The organism is Paraburkholderia hayleyella, from assembly GCF_009455685.1.
Taxonomy (GTDB): Bacteria; Pseudomonadota; Gammaproteobacteria; order Burkholderiales; family Burkholderiaceae; genus Paraburkholderia; species Paraburkholderia hayleyella.
In genome coordinates this window covers 1,601,878-1,616,788 of sequence record NZ_QPES01000001.1, presented here as the reverse complement: position 1 = coordinate 1,616,788, position 14,911 = coordinate 1,601,878, and the positions used below count along the sequence as shown (strand labels likewise).

General features: G+C 60.4%; 10 protein-coding genes and 1 pseudogene. All 11 read right to left on the bottom strand.

Annotated features, from left to right (window positions below):
- Nucleotides 1–191: 191 nt before the first annotated feature.
- Complete coding sequence (gene astE / locus GH657_RS07280; RefSeq protein ID WP_153100092.1) at nucleotides 192–1,310, bottom strand: succinylglutamate desuccinylase; 1,119 nt, start codon at nucleotides 1,308–1,310, stop codon at nucleotides 192–194.
- A complete protein-coding gene (gene astB, locus GH657_RS07275; protein ID WP_153100091.1) occupies nucleotides 1,294–2,634 on the bottom strand; it encodes an N-succinylarginine dihydrolase in 1,341 nt (446 codons plus the stop codon). Before astB ends, astE begins: the two co-directional genes overlap by 17 nt.
- Before the next feature lie 25 nt (nucleotides 2,635–2,659).
- Nucleotides 2,660–4,123 (bottom strand): succinylglutamate-semialdehyde dehydrogenase, encoded by a 1,464-nt coding sequence (gene astD, locus GH657_RS07270; RefSeq protein WP_153100090.1) that lies wholly within the window; start codon nucleotides 4,121–4,123, stop codon nucleotides 2,660–2,662.
- A 36-nt stretch (nucleotides 4,124–4,159) separates the two neighbouring features.
- Nucleotides 4,160–5,200 carry an arginine N-succinyltransferase gene (gene astA / locus GH657_RS07265; RefSeq protein ID WP_153100089.1) on the bottom strand — a complete coding sequence of 347 codons (1,041 nt, stop codon included), beginning with the start codon at nucleotides 5,198–5,200 and terminating at the stop codon, nucleotides 4,160–4,162.
- Nucleotides 5,197–6,327 carry an arginine N-succinyltransferase gene (locus tag GH657_RS07260; RefSeq protein ID WP_153100088.1) on the bottom strand — a complete coding sequence of 377 codons (1,131 nt, stop codon included), beginning with the start codon at nucleotides 6,325–6,327 and terminating at the stop codon, nucleotides 5,197–5,199. Before GH657_RS07260 ends, astA begins: the two co-directional genes overlap by 4 nt.
- Nucleotides 6,328–6,469: 142 nt before the next feature.
- A complete protein-coding gene (locus GH657_RS07255; protein ID WP_153100087.1) occupies nucleotides 6,470–7,696 on the bottom strand; it encodes an aspartate aminotransferase family protein in 1,227 nt (408 codons plus the stop codon).
- Nucleotides 7,697–7,841: 145 nt separating this feature from the next.
- Nucleotides 7,842–8,165 (bottom strand): annotated as a pseudogene (locus GH657_RS07250) (helix-turn-helix domain-containing protein); the annotation flags it as partial.
- Nucleotides 8,166–8,422: 257 nt separating this feature from the next.
- A complete protein-coding gene (locus tag GH657_RS07245) occupies nucleotides 8,423–11,059 on the bottom strand; it encodes a hypothetical protein (RefSeq protein WP_153100085.1) in 2,637 nt (878 codons plus the stop codon).
- Between the two features lie 116 nt (nucleotides 11,060–11,175).
- A complete protein-coding gene (locus tag GH657_RS07240) occupies nucleotides 11,176–12,945 on the bottom strand; it encodes a hypothetical protein (RefSeq protein ID WP_153100084.1) in 1,770 nt (589 codons plus the stop codon).
- Between the two features lie 204 nt (nucleotides 12,946–13,149).
- On the bottom strand, nucleotides 13,150–14,103 hold the full coding sequence (locus tag GH657_RS07235) for a patatin-like phospholipase family protein (RefSeq protein WP_153100083.1): 954 nt from the start codon (nucleotides 14,101–14,103) through the stop codon (nucleotides 13,150–13,152).
- Between the two features lie 73 nt (nucleotides 14,104–14,176).
- Nucleotides 14,177–14,743 carry a hypothetical protein gene (locus tag GH657_RS07230; RefSeq protein WP_153100082.1) on the bottom strand — a complete coding sequence of 189 codons (567 nt, stop codon included), beginning with the start codon at nucleotides 14,741–14,743 and terminating at the stop codon, nucleotides 14,177–14,179.
- Between the last annotated feature and the right edge of the window lie 168 nt (nucleotides 14,744–14,911).

The window sequence follows — 14,911 nt, the reverse complement described above, 5'->3', positions numbered from 1 at the left end:
CACACAGAAACAGAAACCGGGTGGCCTTGAACCGGCCTTGAGCCGGTTCACCCAGCAGCCCAGACAGCCTGGGCCCGTTGCGTACAGCAGGCAGCTCAAACCGGTGTAACGCAACACCCACCGGGCCGCCACCATGCGGGCTGATTGTACAGCGTCAGCCGCTGCGGCAAGCCCGCGAGCCATGTCGCGGCTCAGGCGGAAACGGCTGGCCCTGGCAGCGCGAACAGCGCCTCGCGTGGCGCTTCGATCACGAGCAAGCCCGCGCGCAAACCCGGCTTGACGCCCGGATTCGGAAACACCAGGCGTTCCTGCTCATGTTGCACCACATAACGATATGCCCCATCGCGGGCTAGCACGGTGCCCTGGGGAAAGGGCGTGAAGTTGGGAACGTCCGCCGCCACGAGCAGTTCGAATGCTTCGCTATGCTTCGTGATCTGGTCGATCACGGTAAACACACGAGGCACACGAGGTGAACCCTCGGCCCCGGCAGCAGGCGAATAGCCCGCCAGCAGATCGCGCAGCGCGGTATCGGTCGCGGCAAAGTGCGTCAGATCGTTTTGCCCAAAGGGGCGGACCTGGCCCAGTTCAAGCGTGCAGGCACGCGCCTGGCAGGTCTGCGCGCTGAAATGCGAATACGTGCGGCTTTTTGTTGTGTGCAGCAGCACGGCGGCAATGCGCGCCGCGCCCAGCCAGGCGACCAGCGCCGGCGCCACCGGCGTACGGGTATGCGGCAGCAGGGCGAACTGCTCGAATACCGAGGGGCGAATCGCGGTGTGCAGATCCAGATGCCAGCGCGAGCCGCGCGGGTGTGCCACCTGTGCCGCGGTGAAAAACTGGCGGGCGGCTTCTTCAAGCGCGGCAGCGCGGCTCGCCTCGCGGCTCGCGGGAACCTCCGCGTAGCCACCGCTAAAAAGCCGGTTCAGATCATCGTCGAGATAACGCCGCGCAGCCCGCATCGCCCCGATGTTGCCCAGCACCACCAGCAGACGGCAGGCGAGCGTGGCACGCCCAGCGGCCAGATCGCTCACCAGCCGCGAGAGCAATTCGAGCGGTGCGGTTTCGTCACCGTGGATGCCCGCCGAGAGCAAAACGCTGGGCGTGGTGCAGGTGGTGTGCACGGGCCCAAGCTGCAACACGCCATCGTCGAGCCAGACCCAGCGCAACTGCCCTTGCGCACATGAACCCTGGGCCGCGGCCCCGGTATGCGCGGGTTGCTGCAGCGCCAGCGTGTAGGCGAGGAAATCGTCGAGCAAGACGTTGGGCTGAGCGTCTGCTCCATGGGCTTCGGTTGAACTAGCGTTGGAAATCATAGAGCGAACCCAGATCCAGAATTTGTGTCAGCTCATCGAGCGCGGTGCGTGATTCGAGCAACAACTGCGGATCGGCCAGATCGGCAGGAGCCAGCGCCTCACGATAATGCCGCTCGATCCAGCCATCCAGCCGCGCAAACAGCGCATCGTCGATCCAGATGCCAGGCCGCACCGCAGCGCGCTCGGCTTCGTTCAGCACGACGCGCAAACGCAGGCAAGCCGGGCCGCCGCCATTTTTCATGCTTTCACGCAAATCGAACACGAGGACCTCATCGATCGGCCCCGTGCCCGCCGTCAGCCCATCGAGCCACGCGGCCACCGCAGGCCGCTCGCGGCACTCCTGCGGCACGACCAGCACTTGCCGCCCATCGGGGCGCAGTAGCAACTGGCTGTTGAACAGATACGACGACACGGCATCGGCCACGCTCACCTGCGCCTCGGGCACCTCGATCACCTCGAGCCGCGCGCCGAGCCCTGCCATGTGCTCGCGCAAGCTGTCATAAACCTGCGCTTGCTCAACGAACGCTTTCTCATGGCAGAAAAGTGTTTGCAGGTTACCGACGGCGATCACATCGTTATGGAACACCCCCGCGTCGATCATGTCCGGGTTTTGCTGCGCGTACACCGTCGCGCTTTCGCGCAAGCCGTGGTGCTGCGCCACGGCGCGGCTCGCCTCGAAGGTCTGGCGCGCCGGATAGCGCTGCGGTTGCAGCCCGGGCCGGTATTCACTGCGGCCATAAACAAAAAATTCGACGCCAGGCATGCCGTATCCGGCACAAAAACGCGTGTGATTCGCCGCACCTTCATCGCCCAGCGCGGGGGTGCCCGGCAGCGCCTCATGCACGACGAAATGTTCGGGCGCCGAAAAAATGGTGCGTAGCGTGCGGCGTGTCGCTTCGTGTTCGATCGCCCGATGCAGCTTGCTGCACAGGTTGGCGGGCGTGAAATGCACGCGCGCGTCCGGCGTGTCGGCCGAAGGGCTGACCGTCGCCGCGTTGGCCGTCCACATCGCCGAGGCGGAACTGGCCGCCGCCAGCAGCTCAGGCGCCTCCTTCGCGGCGCGCGCGATGACGCGGGCGTCATCGCCGGAAAACCCAAGATCGCGCAAGAGCCGCAGTGATGGCCGCTCCTGCGGCGGCAGCACGCCCTGCGCGAGGCCCAGATCGGCGAGCTGCTTCATCTTGCGCAAACCCTGTTTCGCGGCCGCACGCGGATTGGCCACGGATTTTTCGTTGCTGCGCGAGGCGACGTTGCCAAACGACAACCCCGCGTAGTTATGCGTCGGACCGACTAGTCCGTCGAAATTGGCTTCAATGGCGGCCATCGCTGATCCCTAAAAATTCAGTCATTTAAAAATGAAGGCCCGGCGCAACGCTCGCGGGCATTTGCAGGTGTTCGCTTTCGACCGAGGCCATTGGGTATGCGCAGTAATCGGCCGCATAGTAGGCGCTGGGCCGCTGGTTGCCCGAGCGCCCGATGCCGCCGAACGGTGCCGCTGACGAGGCACCGTTGGTGGGCCGGTTCCAGTTGACGATGCCCGCGCGAATGTGTTGCTGGAACGCTTGCCAAAGTGCCGCGTCGTCAGCCAGGAGGCCCGCGGACAGGCCGAAGGCGGTGTCGTTGGCGCGTGCGATGGCTTCGTCGAAAGTGGCATAACGGCTGATTTGCAGCAACGGGCCGAAAAATTCCTCATCGGGTAAATCATGGGCCGCGCTGACCTCGATCAGCGCCGGGCTGACGAAGCCCAGATGCGCGGCACGCTGGGTCATGGGCAACAGCGCGCGGGCGCCGCGGGCGAGCAGGCTCGCCTGGGCCGTGAGCAACTGCGCGGCGGCCTTGGCCGACACCACCGCGCCCATGAACGGCTGTGGCGTGGCGTCATAGGCCCCGACCTCGAGGCGCGCCGTCACCTCGGTCAAACACTCGATAAAACGCGTGCCAAATGCATCGTCCGGCACGAACAGACGACGTGCGCAGGTGCAACGCTGCCCCGCCGACAAAAACGCGGACTGGATCGTGTGATGCACGGCGGCATCGAGATCAGCCACCGGTGCCACGACCAGCGGATTATTACCGCCCATCTCGAGCGCCAGGACGATTTCCGGCCGCCCACCGAACTGCCGGTGCAGCAACGTGCCGGTGCTGGAGCTACCGGTAAAAAACAGGCCGTCGATCTGCGCATGCTGCGCCAGCGCCACGCCCGTGTCTTTCTCGCCTTGCACAAGATTGAGCACACCGGCGGGCAAGCCCGCCGCGTGCCACAGCTCAAGCGTGGCCCGCGCCACGCCAGGGGCCAGCTCGGAGGGCTTGAACACCACCGTATTGCCCGCCAGCAGCGCCGGCACGATATGTCCGTTCGGCAAATGTCCCGGAAAGTTATATGGCCCGAACACCGCCACCACGCCATGCGGCCGGTGACGCAACACCGCCATACCATCGGCCAGCGCGGTGCGTTTTTCGCCAGTCCGCTCGTGATACGCCGCGATCGAGATGTTCACTTTCGCCGCCATCGACGCGACTTCCTGACGCGCCTCCCACAGCGGCTTGCCGGTCTCGCGGCCAATCGCATGCGCCAGCGCGTCGCTGTGCTGCGTGAGCTGTGTGGCAAAGCGCTGCACGAGTGCGCTCCGCGCCTCGAACGATTCCGCCTGCCATGCCACGCTCGCGCGCCGCGCCGCGCGCACAGCCTGATCGACCTCGCTGGCCGCCGCGCTCGCGCCTTGCCACACCACCGCGCCGCTGCCCGGATCATGCGAGGCAAACACCGGCCCCGTGCCAGCGCACCATGCACCGTCGATAAAAAGCTCACTCATGATCTGATCGCTCCTGTTGAAATGCTCACGCTGCTTTCAGCGAGGTTTGAGCGGCAGCACGCGCACCGTGTCGCCCGCCGTGACCGCGAGGGCGGCAGCAGCGTGCGCACTGAGCCGGAAGACACCCGCCTGCGGCGCGCCTGGCACCACGCTCACGCGAAAATCGTCCAGCGCGGTATTCGCCACCAGCGCTTGCGGGTGAGCCGCACTGGCCTCGTTCGCCGATGTCGCGGGCCCGGCGATCTCGACTGTCGCCAGCACGCTCTCGCGGACCGTGCGCAGATCGGCGATATGGCATTCAAGCACCGGCCCGGCATCGAAGATATCGACGTGGTTTTCGTAACGCAGCCCTTCGGCTTCGAGCATGCGGCGCGCCGGCACCGTGTCATGGTGCGTCAGCCCAACGCACGCTTGCGCCTCAGGGGGCAACAGGTCGACATACACCGGATAGCGCGGCATCAGCTCCGCCAGAAACGCGCGGCGGCCATGTGAGCTCAGATAATCGGCGGCGTTGAAATCGATCTGATAAAAGTGCGAGCCGACCGCGCGCCAGAACGGCGAGGTGCCCGCCTCATCGAAATGCCCGCGCAGCTCGGCGCACAGACGCTGCGGAAAACGCTCGCGGAACTGCGCGATAAACATGAAGCGCGAGCGCGACAGCAAGCCGCCCACCCCGCTCGCGCGATAGCGTGGGCTGAGAAACAGCGAACACACCTCGGCATAGCCGGTCAGGTCGTGCGAGATATTGAGCGCGCGCATCCGGGTCCAGATGCCCAGCTCCTGGCTGGCATGCACGACCGTGCTCACGCGGTAGTTATAGAACGGCTGGGCCAGCCCGACCTCGGCCTCGATGCCGCACACGCCCGCGATATCGCCGCTCTCGCTGTCTTCCATGACGAAGAAATAGCCCGCTTCATGCGCCTCGGCTTCGCCTGCGAGCGTGCGGCGGGTGCGCGCGATGCGGACGGCGAGCGCATCAGGATCGGGTTTGAAGGTCGTGAGGCCAGGGCCCGTTTCGCCCGCCAGCCGGACAAGCGCATCGACATCGCCGGTTTGTACAACGCGCACGACGATCATGAAGCGTCTCCGGTTGTCACGCGGACACGCTCCCCGCCGGACCCTGGCGGCTGCAACGTGTGCAAGGGCACGCAGCGCACGGACTCGCCCGCGACGACGCCGAGCGCCGCACAGGCGGCGGCGTCAAGCGGCGCGCCAACGGCAGGCAGCTCCGCCAGCACGCAGCGAAAAGCGTCTTCGGCATGGCTGGCCACCAGGCAGGTGGTGCTCGCGGTTGTCGCTACGGTTGTCGCTGCGGTTGTCGCTGCGGTTGTCGCTGCGGTTTCTGGCGCGGGTGTGGCCGCCCGCTCTTGCACCGTGCGCGTTTCGTTGCGCGCCACGCAGGCGCTGCGATCGACCTGCACGGTCAGCACGGGGCCCGCATCGAAGATATCCACATAACGGTCGGTCTCGAAACCTTCTTCCTGATGAATGTCGTAGGCCAGCAGCGAGCGCGCATCGGGCTCGCCCAGCACGCGCTGGGCTGCCTCGGGCAACAGCGGCACATAGATCGGATAGCTCGGCATCACTTCGGCGATAAAACGATGGCTGCGACCGCCTGAAGCCATCTCGATGCCCGCGAAATCGCGGCCGAAAAATTTGCGTCCCACCGCTTCCCAGAACGGCGAGACGCCTGCGTCATCGGTCACGCCGAGCAGCAGTGTGAAGATCTCCGACGTGAAGCGCTGGCGCTGCGCCGCGATGTACATCATGCGCGCGCGCGACAGCAGATGCGCCGCCGCGTCGCCACGCAGCGAGGGCTCAATGTAAAACCCCGCGAGACGGCTTTTGCCCGTCAATTCGTGAGACATCGTCAGCGCGTGGATCTTGCGGCTCACATGCAGCTCACGCGAGGCGTGAATCAGCGCGTCGTTGCGAAACGCGTAAAACGGCTCGTCATAGCCTGCCGCGGCGATGATGCTCGCGGTACCCAGCAGCGCGCCGCTCATCCCGTCTTCAAGGACGAACAGATAAAACTCTTCACCGGGAAAATCGACTTCGGCGCCAAACGAATCTTCGGAAAGCGCGATGCGGGCTTCGAGCGCGGCACGCTCGTGGGGCAACGAATGCAGCACGGGCCAGGCGCTGCGCGCCATCTGCGCGAGCGCATCGAGATCGGCAAGACGGGCAGGACGAACGAAATACATCGGAACTCCTCGGCCTGGATGGAAACGGCGCCGCTCAACGACGCCGATGAAAAGCACGGCAAACGGCAAACAAAAACGGCAAACCAGCCCGCGCGCCGCCCGTTCAAGTCACAGCGGCCACAGCGCGCGCCGCCATCAAGGTTCAGGCCGTGCCCGCCAGCACTTGGGTCAGCGCCCGCTCCAGCCGGACGAAACCCTCTTCGAGATCGGCCAGCGGCACGATCAGCGAGGGCGCAAAACGCAGCACGTCGGGCCCCGCCATCAGCATGATCACGCCCGCTTGCCCCGCCGCCGTGACGATATCCTTCGCCCGGCCCTTGAGGGCATCGCCCAGTTCAGCGCCAATCAGCAAACCCTTGCCTCGCACTTCACGAAACACGCCCAGCCGTTCATTGAGCCGGGCCAGGTGGGCTTTCAACGCCTCGCCGCGCTGCCGCACGCCTTGTAGCAATTGCGGCTCGCTCACCAGTTCGACGACTTTCGAGGCAATGGCCGACGCCATCGGATTGCCGCCGTAGGTCGTGCCATGCACGCCTACCTTGAAATGCTCCGCGATCGATGCGGTGGTCAGCATCGCGCCGATCGGAAAGCCGTTGCCCAAGGCCTTCGCGGTAGTCAGGATGTCGGGCGTGACGCCCGTGTCTTCATACGCGTAAAAATAGCCTGTGCGTCCCACGCCGGTTTGCACTTCATCGAATATCAGCAACGCGCCGTGGGCATCACAAGCCGCGCGCAGCGCCTGCAAAAAAGCGGGATCAGCGGGAATCACACCGCCCTCCCCCTGGATCGGCTCGACCATCACCGCGCACGTGTCCGCTCCGATCGCCGCCTCAGCGGCAGCGATGTCGTTGTAGGGCAGATGCACGATATCCGCCGGCACCGGGCCAAAACCTTCCGAATACTTCGGCTGGCCGCCGACGCTGACCGTAAACAGGGTACGTCCATGGAAGGACTGGTTGAACGACACGATCTGTGTCTTGCGCGCGCCGTAGCGCTCAAAACCCGCGCGGCGGGCCAGCTTGAGCGCAGCCTCGTTGGCCTCGGCGCCTGAATTGGCGAAAAACGCCCGCTCGGCGAAGGTCAGCGCCTCAAGCTGGCGCGCCAGCCGCAGCACCGGCTCGTTGGTGTAGCCATTGCCGATATGCCAGAGCTTCGCGCCTTGTTCATGCAACACCTGGAGCAAGGCCGGATGCGCATGGCCCAGCCCGGTCACCGCGATGCCACCGGCGAAATCAATGTATTCACGCCCTTCGGTATCCCAGACCCGTGAGCCCACGCCCCGGTCTGGAATGAAAGCAGCGGGTGCAAAGAGCGGCACCATGACTTCATCAAAGGTCTGCCGCGTGATGGGTGGGTCGAAAGCGTTCATGGCGAATTCCTGTTCAGGTTCGGATTGACGTTGGACGTTGGGCGCGTGCGCAATGAACGCCAGTGTAGGAAATCGCCCGCCGCGCGTCTTGCGCATACGCGACATGACACGCCATGCCTCAGGCGCGCTCAGCGTATCAGCCTTGCCAGCGGCGACGCTCCTCGCGGGGTGTGAGGCCAAAGCGCTGACGATAAGTATTGGAAAAATGCGCTGCCGAGACAAAACCGCAGGCCAGGCTGATCTGCACCACCGAATGCCCGGTATGACGCAACTGCTCGCGCGCCTGGTGCAAGCGCAGGTTCAGATAATGGCGCGAGGGCATGGTGTCGAGATACTGGCGAAACCAGCGTTCGAGTTGCCGCCGCGACACGCCCACCCGCGCCGCGAGGTGATCTGTGGTCAAGGGTTCTTCGAGATTGGCCTGCATCAGCCGCAGCACCTCGCTCAGGCGAGGATGGGACGCATCGGGCAACGGCGGACTGGCGGCAAGGAGGGGGTTCATGATCGGACACGAAAGGCGTGCGGCAGCGGTGAGCCTATGCCGTGCGCTACTTTACACGTCCGTGCGGGGCCGGTCTAAACGATGGCGGAAAAACCAGGTCTGGCCGAACCGGCCAGCGCGGGCCGACAGCAATGAAAACGTCCGGGAAGACGAACGCCGGCCGCATGTCAGGCACAGCATGCGGCCGGAATCGATCCCGTTTGTCGTGTCCTGTTCGAGGACAGTTACTTAACGGTCACTATTTTTTTAAACAAGGAAAAAACCCCGCCATTAAAAACACTGTCCGATGTCGCCGCCTTACCCACAAATTGATGCGTCTTGCTCGGGACAATCACATTCGCGCCGTTTTTCTGCTCAACGGAAAAACCCAGCTTGTCGGCAACGAGTTCTTTCTCACTCACCATAAACTGCGGAAGCGGTTTGTCCTGATAGCGCTCCGCTGTCTCGCCCAGATACTGGCGCAGCGTCTCTATATAGGTCTCCACCCACTTGCGCCTAATTTGGACAATCGCACTGTCTTCTTTCAGCGCCTTGTGGTTCATCGCCTGGCTCAACAGATTCATGCGCGAGGCCCAATGTCCCCAAATATCCGTCAACGCCAGGGGCCGTATACCGTTCGACTCAATCGGGTACGCCTCCTTGAAATAGCGTTCCAAATCCGCCGCAAAATTCTCGGCAAGCTTGTCTATCCTGTCGAAGGTAAGCCGACCTGATCCGGCCTCCTCATACCGGGCCAGCAATTCGAACAGCTCTTCGGTAATGGCGGCTCCGAATAAGCGCGGAGTCATCTGAGCCATATCATTCGACTTTCTCAGTGGGACGGCGCGCGAGTAATCCCTCAGCTTGAACAAGGCGCGTAACGCTCTGAGTTCGTTCCTTTGATCGAGACCGACCTGGCGCCAGTTATTTTCCGCCTGAGTTAAAAGCGTAGCGGTCAACGCGTCAAAACTCTTCCGTTCAGTTTCAAGCCGTTGCTGCGCGTCCGGATCGAGTTCTTGCTGTGTTCTGGCGTTGATAGATTGCCGAATGGCTTCCAGTTGGGGCAAAACCTCCTCCAGCCGTTTTCTGATCATGCTGGAGCTGTCGGGAGCCAATGGAGACAAGCTCCAGAGTGCGGCAAGATCACGCTCAAGTTTTTCCAGAACGATTTCGGAAAGGCTTTTCAGGCTTTTCAGCCGGCTTTGCAATGCCTCGACTTTCTCGCTATCGACCCACGTCAGTTTGTTGAGGATAGCCTCAAGCTCATCGAAATGAGCCAGCTTGCGCCCGGCTTCCGGACGGCCAAACCCGCCGCGCTCGCCCGTCCAGGTAACAAGACTTGTGAGTAGTGCCTGCGCGCCTAGCGTTTTGATCGATAGCGTTTTGATCGATTCAGAGTCGTAGCTGTTTAATTCGTCAACGTAGGCATGCGTGTTTTTAAGTAACGTAGCAATCTCTTTGTTATTCGCATCGGCAAGATTCACACACGACTGAGCCAATTTTTGGAGCAGCCTTTCAAACAGGCCGTTTAATTTTTTTGCTTCCTCGCTATCGGCCCAGGTGGGTACCATCGCCGTCAGTGTTGAGATGAGGGCTTCAATCTCCACGAAATGAGCCAGCTTGCGCCCGGCCTCCGGACGGCCAAACCCGCCGCGCTCGCCCATCCAGGATGAGAGGTTTTCAAGCAGCGTGCGCGCGGCTTTTTCCTTGAACGAGGCCTGACCGTATGTCGATAATTCTTCAACATATGTCAGCGTTTTTTTAATTAACGTATCGATGTTCGGGTTATTTTTCTCGATCAAGCCTTCAGGCGACTGAATCAGTTTTCTGGATGATTCGGCAATATCACCCAGACGCTCGCTTGCATCAAGACGTAACCCGGGCTCGGTTAAAGCGCTCATCAAGCTTGCGAAAGCTTCCCGGATTCCGGCACAGCCCGCTGCGCCCGGCATATTTTTATCCAGCAGGAAATATTCAGAGTCCGGCACGCTGGATTGTTCGCTCGCCGGGGTCACCAGCCTGACCGTTTGCTCCATGCGGGCAGCAAACGCTGACCATGCCGGATCGGCTGCCTCGTGCTTGGCGACAGCCTGCAAAGCATGGCTCAAGCCACGTAGCGTCGCGGCAGGAGGCGAATCGGCGGGTGGTATCTTGAGCGCGGACTTTTGCAGTTCAACCATGAACAGCCTGGCAGGCTCCTCGCCTAACGCGTGCGCCAGCTCGTCATGAAGTTTTGTCAGCGCGACCAGACGTTCTGCCTGCTGCTTCTTCGCCTGATTGCCCTCACCATCGGGAAGGCAGCTTTCTTCCAACAGCCTCATGGCGTTGATGGAGCGGTTCAACAACCGGTCTTTTTCGATCAGCGCCAGCCCGTCGCCTAGCGCCTGCCACAGGATGGCATCGGCCTCTTCTCTGGTCGTGCTGTCCGTTTCCTGTGTCACGTGTGCACCTATTTGCGCCAGCAGCTCGCGGGTTCTGCGCGCAATCTTTTCCAGCGCTATTTCTGCTGTTTTCTCTTGCGGCAGCTTGTCCATTGCAATTTTGGACTCAAGGGCTTGCTTAATCTCGAGCGCCTTCGCTTTAAGCCTGCCCATATTCGATGACGCGGCACAATTGGACGAAGTGCCTATCACGTAAGCGTCGAGCCGACCCTTCGATTTCAGCCTGATTGCGTCGTTTTTTCTATTAGACGCCCGTGGCTCGGCCGGTGACACCGCACACTTATTCCGCGAGAAAATACTGAGAAAAAACGATATAGCTTCAACGAAACGCGCACGCAAAGAAGAGGCTGACTGGGCATTGCTTTCGGCAGGCTTATTTCCAGAACATGGCGCGACAGAATTAATCTGGTTATTTGTTTTAATGGAACCAGCATTACTCATAAACCCTCCTCTCCAGAAAATATTTTTCAAATTTCATCACAAGATAATTTTAATGCAATCCGGAACATACGAATATTTTAGCCATGACAATACCCCAGCTTAAATCGGGGAATAACTTAAAGGGTATGCGCAACCATGCTAATACTACTGCGCCGCGAAAAACTCGCGCCTTTCAATAGCGGGGATCCCTTGGGCGGGGAAACCCCATCCGCCCCATCCGCCCCATCCGCCCCATCCGCCCCATCCGGAATCAAGCTAGCATCATTCACCATGGCGCCATCTGCCTCAATGTCTTTTGCAGAGACAGGCACAGGTATGCTCGAAGGTTCCGTTTTAGCCAGTTGCCTGTTGAGTATTTGAGCATTTTCAGTGTCCTTCCAGGAAGGCGCCATCTCAAATAAGGTTTCAACGATGAGCTTCAGTATAGTGAGATCAGCCTCGGTACGTTTTCCAGACTGATAGCCTAATTTACCCGTGTCTTGTGTCCAGACAACCAGTTTGTTTAACAACTCATGCGCGAATATGGTCTTGATTTGTGTGTCCCGGCCGCGCTCAAGCGCCTTGATAAAGATAGCCGTTTTTTCAAATAAATCCCGAACCCGGCTCTCTGGGCGCTTAAACATCTGATTCAGATCAGCATATTTATTATAGCTTCGCATAAAATCAGGTGCTTTCTCAGAAAAAGATCTCGCCCCATAAAAACCGTAGGGCTTATCTACTGAATCACGCAGCATTTTTTTGAATTCCACACGATATATTTCATATGAAAATTCGGCGATCAGATTTTTATTTTTCGTATTGAATAAATTAACTTCAGCCGAACCTTCCCTACTGTCGTCCAGCAGCAGGAAATACATTGTCTCAGGCAAGCGATCCGCTACTTTTTTCAGTTCGGGGTCAGGCGAATCCACGTTGGTCACGCGTTGCATGATTTTACTCAAACTACACAGCTTGTTTCCGACCACCGAATTCATGGCGGGGATCCCCGGATGGGCGCAATGCAATTCAAACAGCAGCCGGCCAGCTGGTCCATCGCCAATCACTTGCGCCAGTTCGTCATGCAACTCGCCCAGCGTGATCAGACATTGGGCCAACATCACCTCGTTGTCCCTATCTATCTGACACCGGGTCTCCAGATGTCGCATGGCGCTGGCGAGTTTCGGCAACAAGGCATCCTGCCCCATCAGGACAAGCGCATTGGCAATCGCTTTCAATTGGGTATGGTGGTCTTTCTCCTGCTGCTCCGACGACACGCCATCGATATATTCTGGTGTTGCCGCGGCGTCGTGCATTTTTTGCAAGAATTCGAACGTTCTTGACCTGATCTCTCTTTCAGCTTTTTTTCGGGGGAAATTTTTGCCCCATGTCTCAGGTGCGCCAAAGCGGGACAGCCGCTCAATTTCCGTCTTGAACTGACACGCCTTTTCTATATTGAAAGCAATTAATTCGACTTCATTCAGTTTTGACGATGCGCCATAGTCGACCGCGTCGGGGGATTCACTGGAGTAGTGCCGGAGACAGCCCCAGAGCTCTTTTTTCAGACGGGGCACATCCCTGGCTGCAGCAGGCGTGACATTTTGCGCGGCAGCGGACAACTCCTTGAGAAATATCTTTCGGCGGACGTGTTCGACTTTGCGGTTAGCATGCCGCTGCTCGGCGCTCAGGCTTTTCGTCACCGTGGCGCGCAACTTCGCGGGTAACACCGGGTGCTTGTCGCGCTCGAAAAGATTGATAAAAAATTTCCGGATGTTCGCAAGGCCAACCCGGATAGAGCATTTTTTTGAGGACGTTCCAGCGCGGAGGGGTACTTTAGGCTCAATTTTTATATGTTTGTAATAGTTACCATATGAGGCTAAAAGTTTTTTGTTTAGCGCCGCGCTGTCCATCACTCACCCTCCGCATTTAGCGATCCCAATTCGCAGTTATGTAACCGGAATTGTTTGAGCGTTCCCACTAAAAGTCATTTTTTTGGAAAATAACGGGCAAGTAACGAACGTTTTTCCTGCTTGCGGCAACTTATATCTTTTTGTCCGGACCGGCCTAAAAATCTAAATAGCTAAAAACCCAAAGGCCGGCGCCGCCTTGAGCACTCACTCCCCCCCGCCTAGCCGGGCTCGCAGCGCAGGCAGCATGTATTCGACGGCGGCCCGGCCTTCTTCGATCGCCTGCTGCGCACGATGGAAATCGAAAATACCCATTCCGCCCAGGCGCGGCTGAATCAGGATATCGGCGGGCTCGCCCGCAAGACGGCTGCGTGTAATGCGCACTTGCATGATGTCGATGCTTTGTGCCACCGAGCTCAGTATCGACGGCACCCGCGCACTCGGCTTGGGATTGATGCGGACATCCGCCGCAAGACTCCCGGGCATGGGCTGCAACCATTTCGGCCAGGGTTTGCCATTGCGCCGTAGCGTGCCGGGGGCAGGCGCGTTGGGATCGAATGGCAAGGGCTCGGGAAGCCCGCCGAAATCGCGGCCATTCAAAATGTCGCTGTTCAGGTCGATCGCAATCACGCAATCGGCCCGCATGCCACGCGCGACCGAGACCGGTACCGGGTTAGCCAGCCCTCCATCGACCAGCCAGACGCCGTCATGCCAGACCGGCGTAAAAATGCCGGGGATCGCAATCGAGGCCCGCACGGCATGCGCCACGCTGCCGTCTTGCAACCAGATCTCACGACCGGAATCCAGCTCCGTCGCCACTGCGGCGAAAGGCATTTGCAACTGTCCGATCTCGTAGCCATTGAAGCGCTCGGCAAACACCTGAATGACCTTGCGCCCGCCTAAAATTCCGCCGCTCAAGCGCAAATCGAGCAGCCGGACCACGGTTTGCCAGGTCAGCCGCGAAACCCATGCTTCAAGCCAGTCGAGATCGCCATTGGCATAAACCGCGCCGACCAGCGCGCCAATCGACGTGCCGCACACCACGTCCGGCTTGATGCCGGCCGCTTGCAGCGCGCGAATCGCACCGATATGCGCCCAGCCTCGCGCGGCGCCGCCACCCAGTACCAGGCCTATGCGTTTGTCACGGCGTCGGCGTATCACGTCAATCTCTCCCTGCTGCTTACTACTGCCTAGTACTGCCTATTAGCCCGGACGGGCCATCCAGTTAATCGGCCTAACGGCCGCGAAGCACGTCGGAACGCGAGGTGGTCACGACCCGGTGATCCGGGCCGAAATGCACGTTGAACATGCCCTCGGCGGTTACCCCGCCTTCGCGCCATTTCCAGCTCCAGACGGTTTCAGCTTTCAGCGGAAACACCGCGACCTCGCCAGGCTTGCCCAGTAGCCGCCGCACGTCGTCTTCACTCATGCCGAGACGCACCTGGGCGAAGTTCTCCGCGGTGAGTACCTGGCTAATCGAGCGCAGGATACCGTTGGGGTCGAGATCGACCATATAGGTATTCAAGCCTTGCGGGCCGCGCGGATACTCCAGCCGGCGCGAGCCATCCGCGAACACGCGTTCGGTTTCCGGGTGACCCATCTGCTGGCGGATCTGCGCTTCGGTCGTGACTCCCGGCGTCAGGCCTTTGAGTAGCATGGCATCCGGTTTAACGCTGTCGAAAAACCCCTTGATATGCTTCACGGCGTCATCCTGTTGAGCATCGCAGCCGCTGAGGGCCGCGCTGAGGGCAAGACAGGCACCCGGCGCGACAGCAGCCAACAATCTGAAAAAAGTCGTCATATTCCACCCGATGGATGAATGCAGAGATCCGCTAACCAACCAGGCCGCCAGGCGTTACTGCGGCCGTGCAAAAACTGCTGTATCTTTCCGCGAATCCGCCACGGCCTGAAGGCCGGAGGCAAAATGCAAGAGCATAGCGTAGCGGCACGTCAAAACGCGTCAAGACGC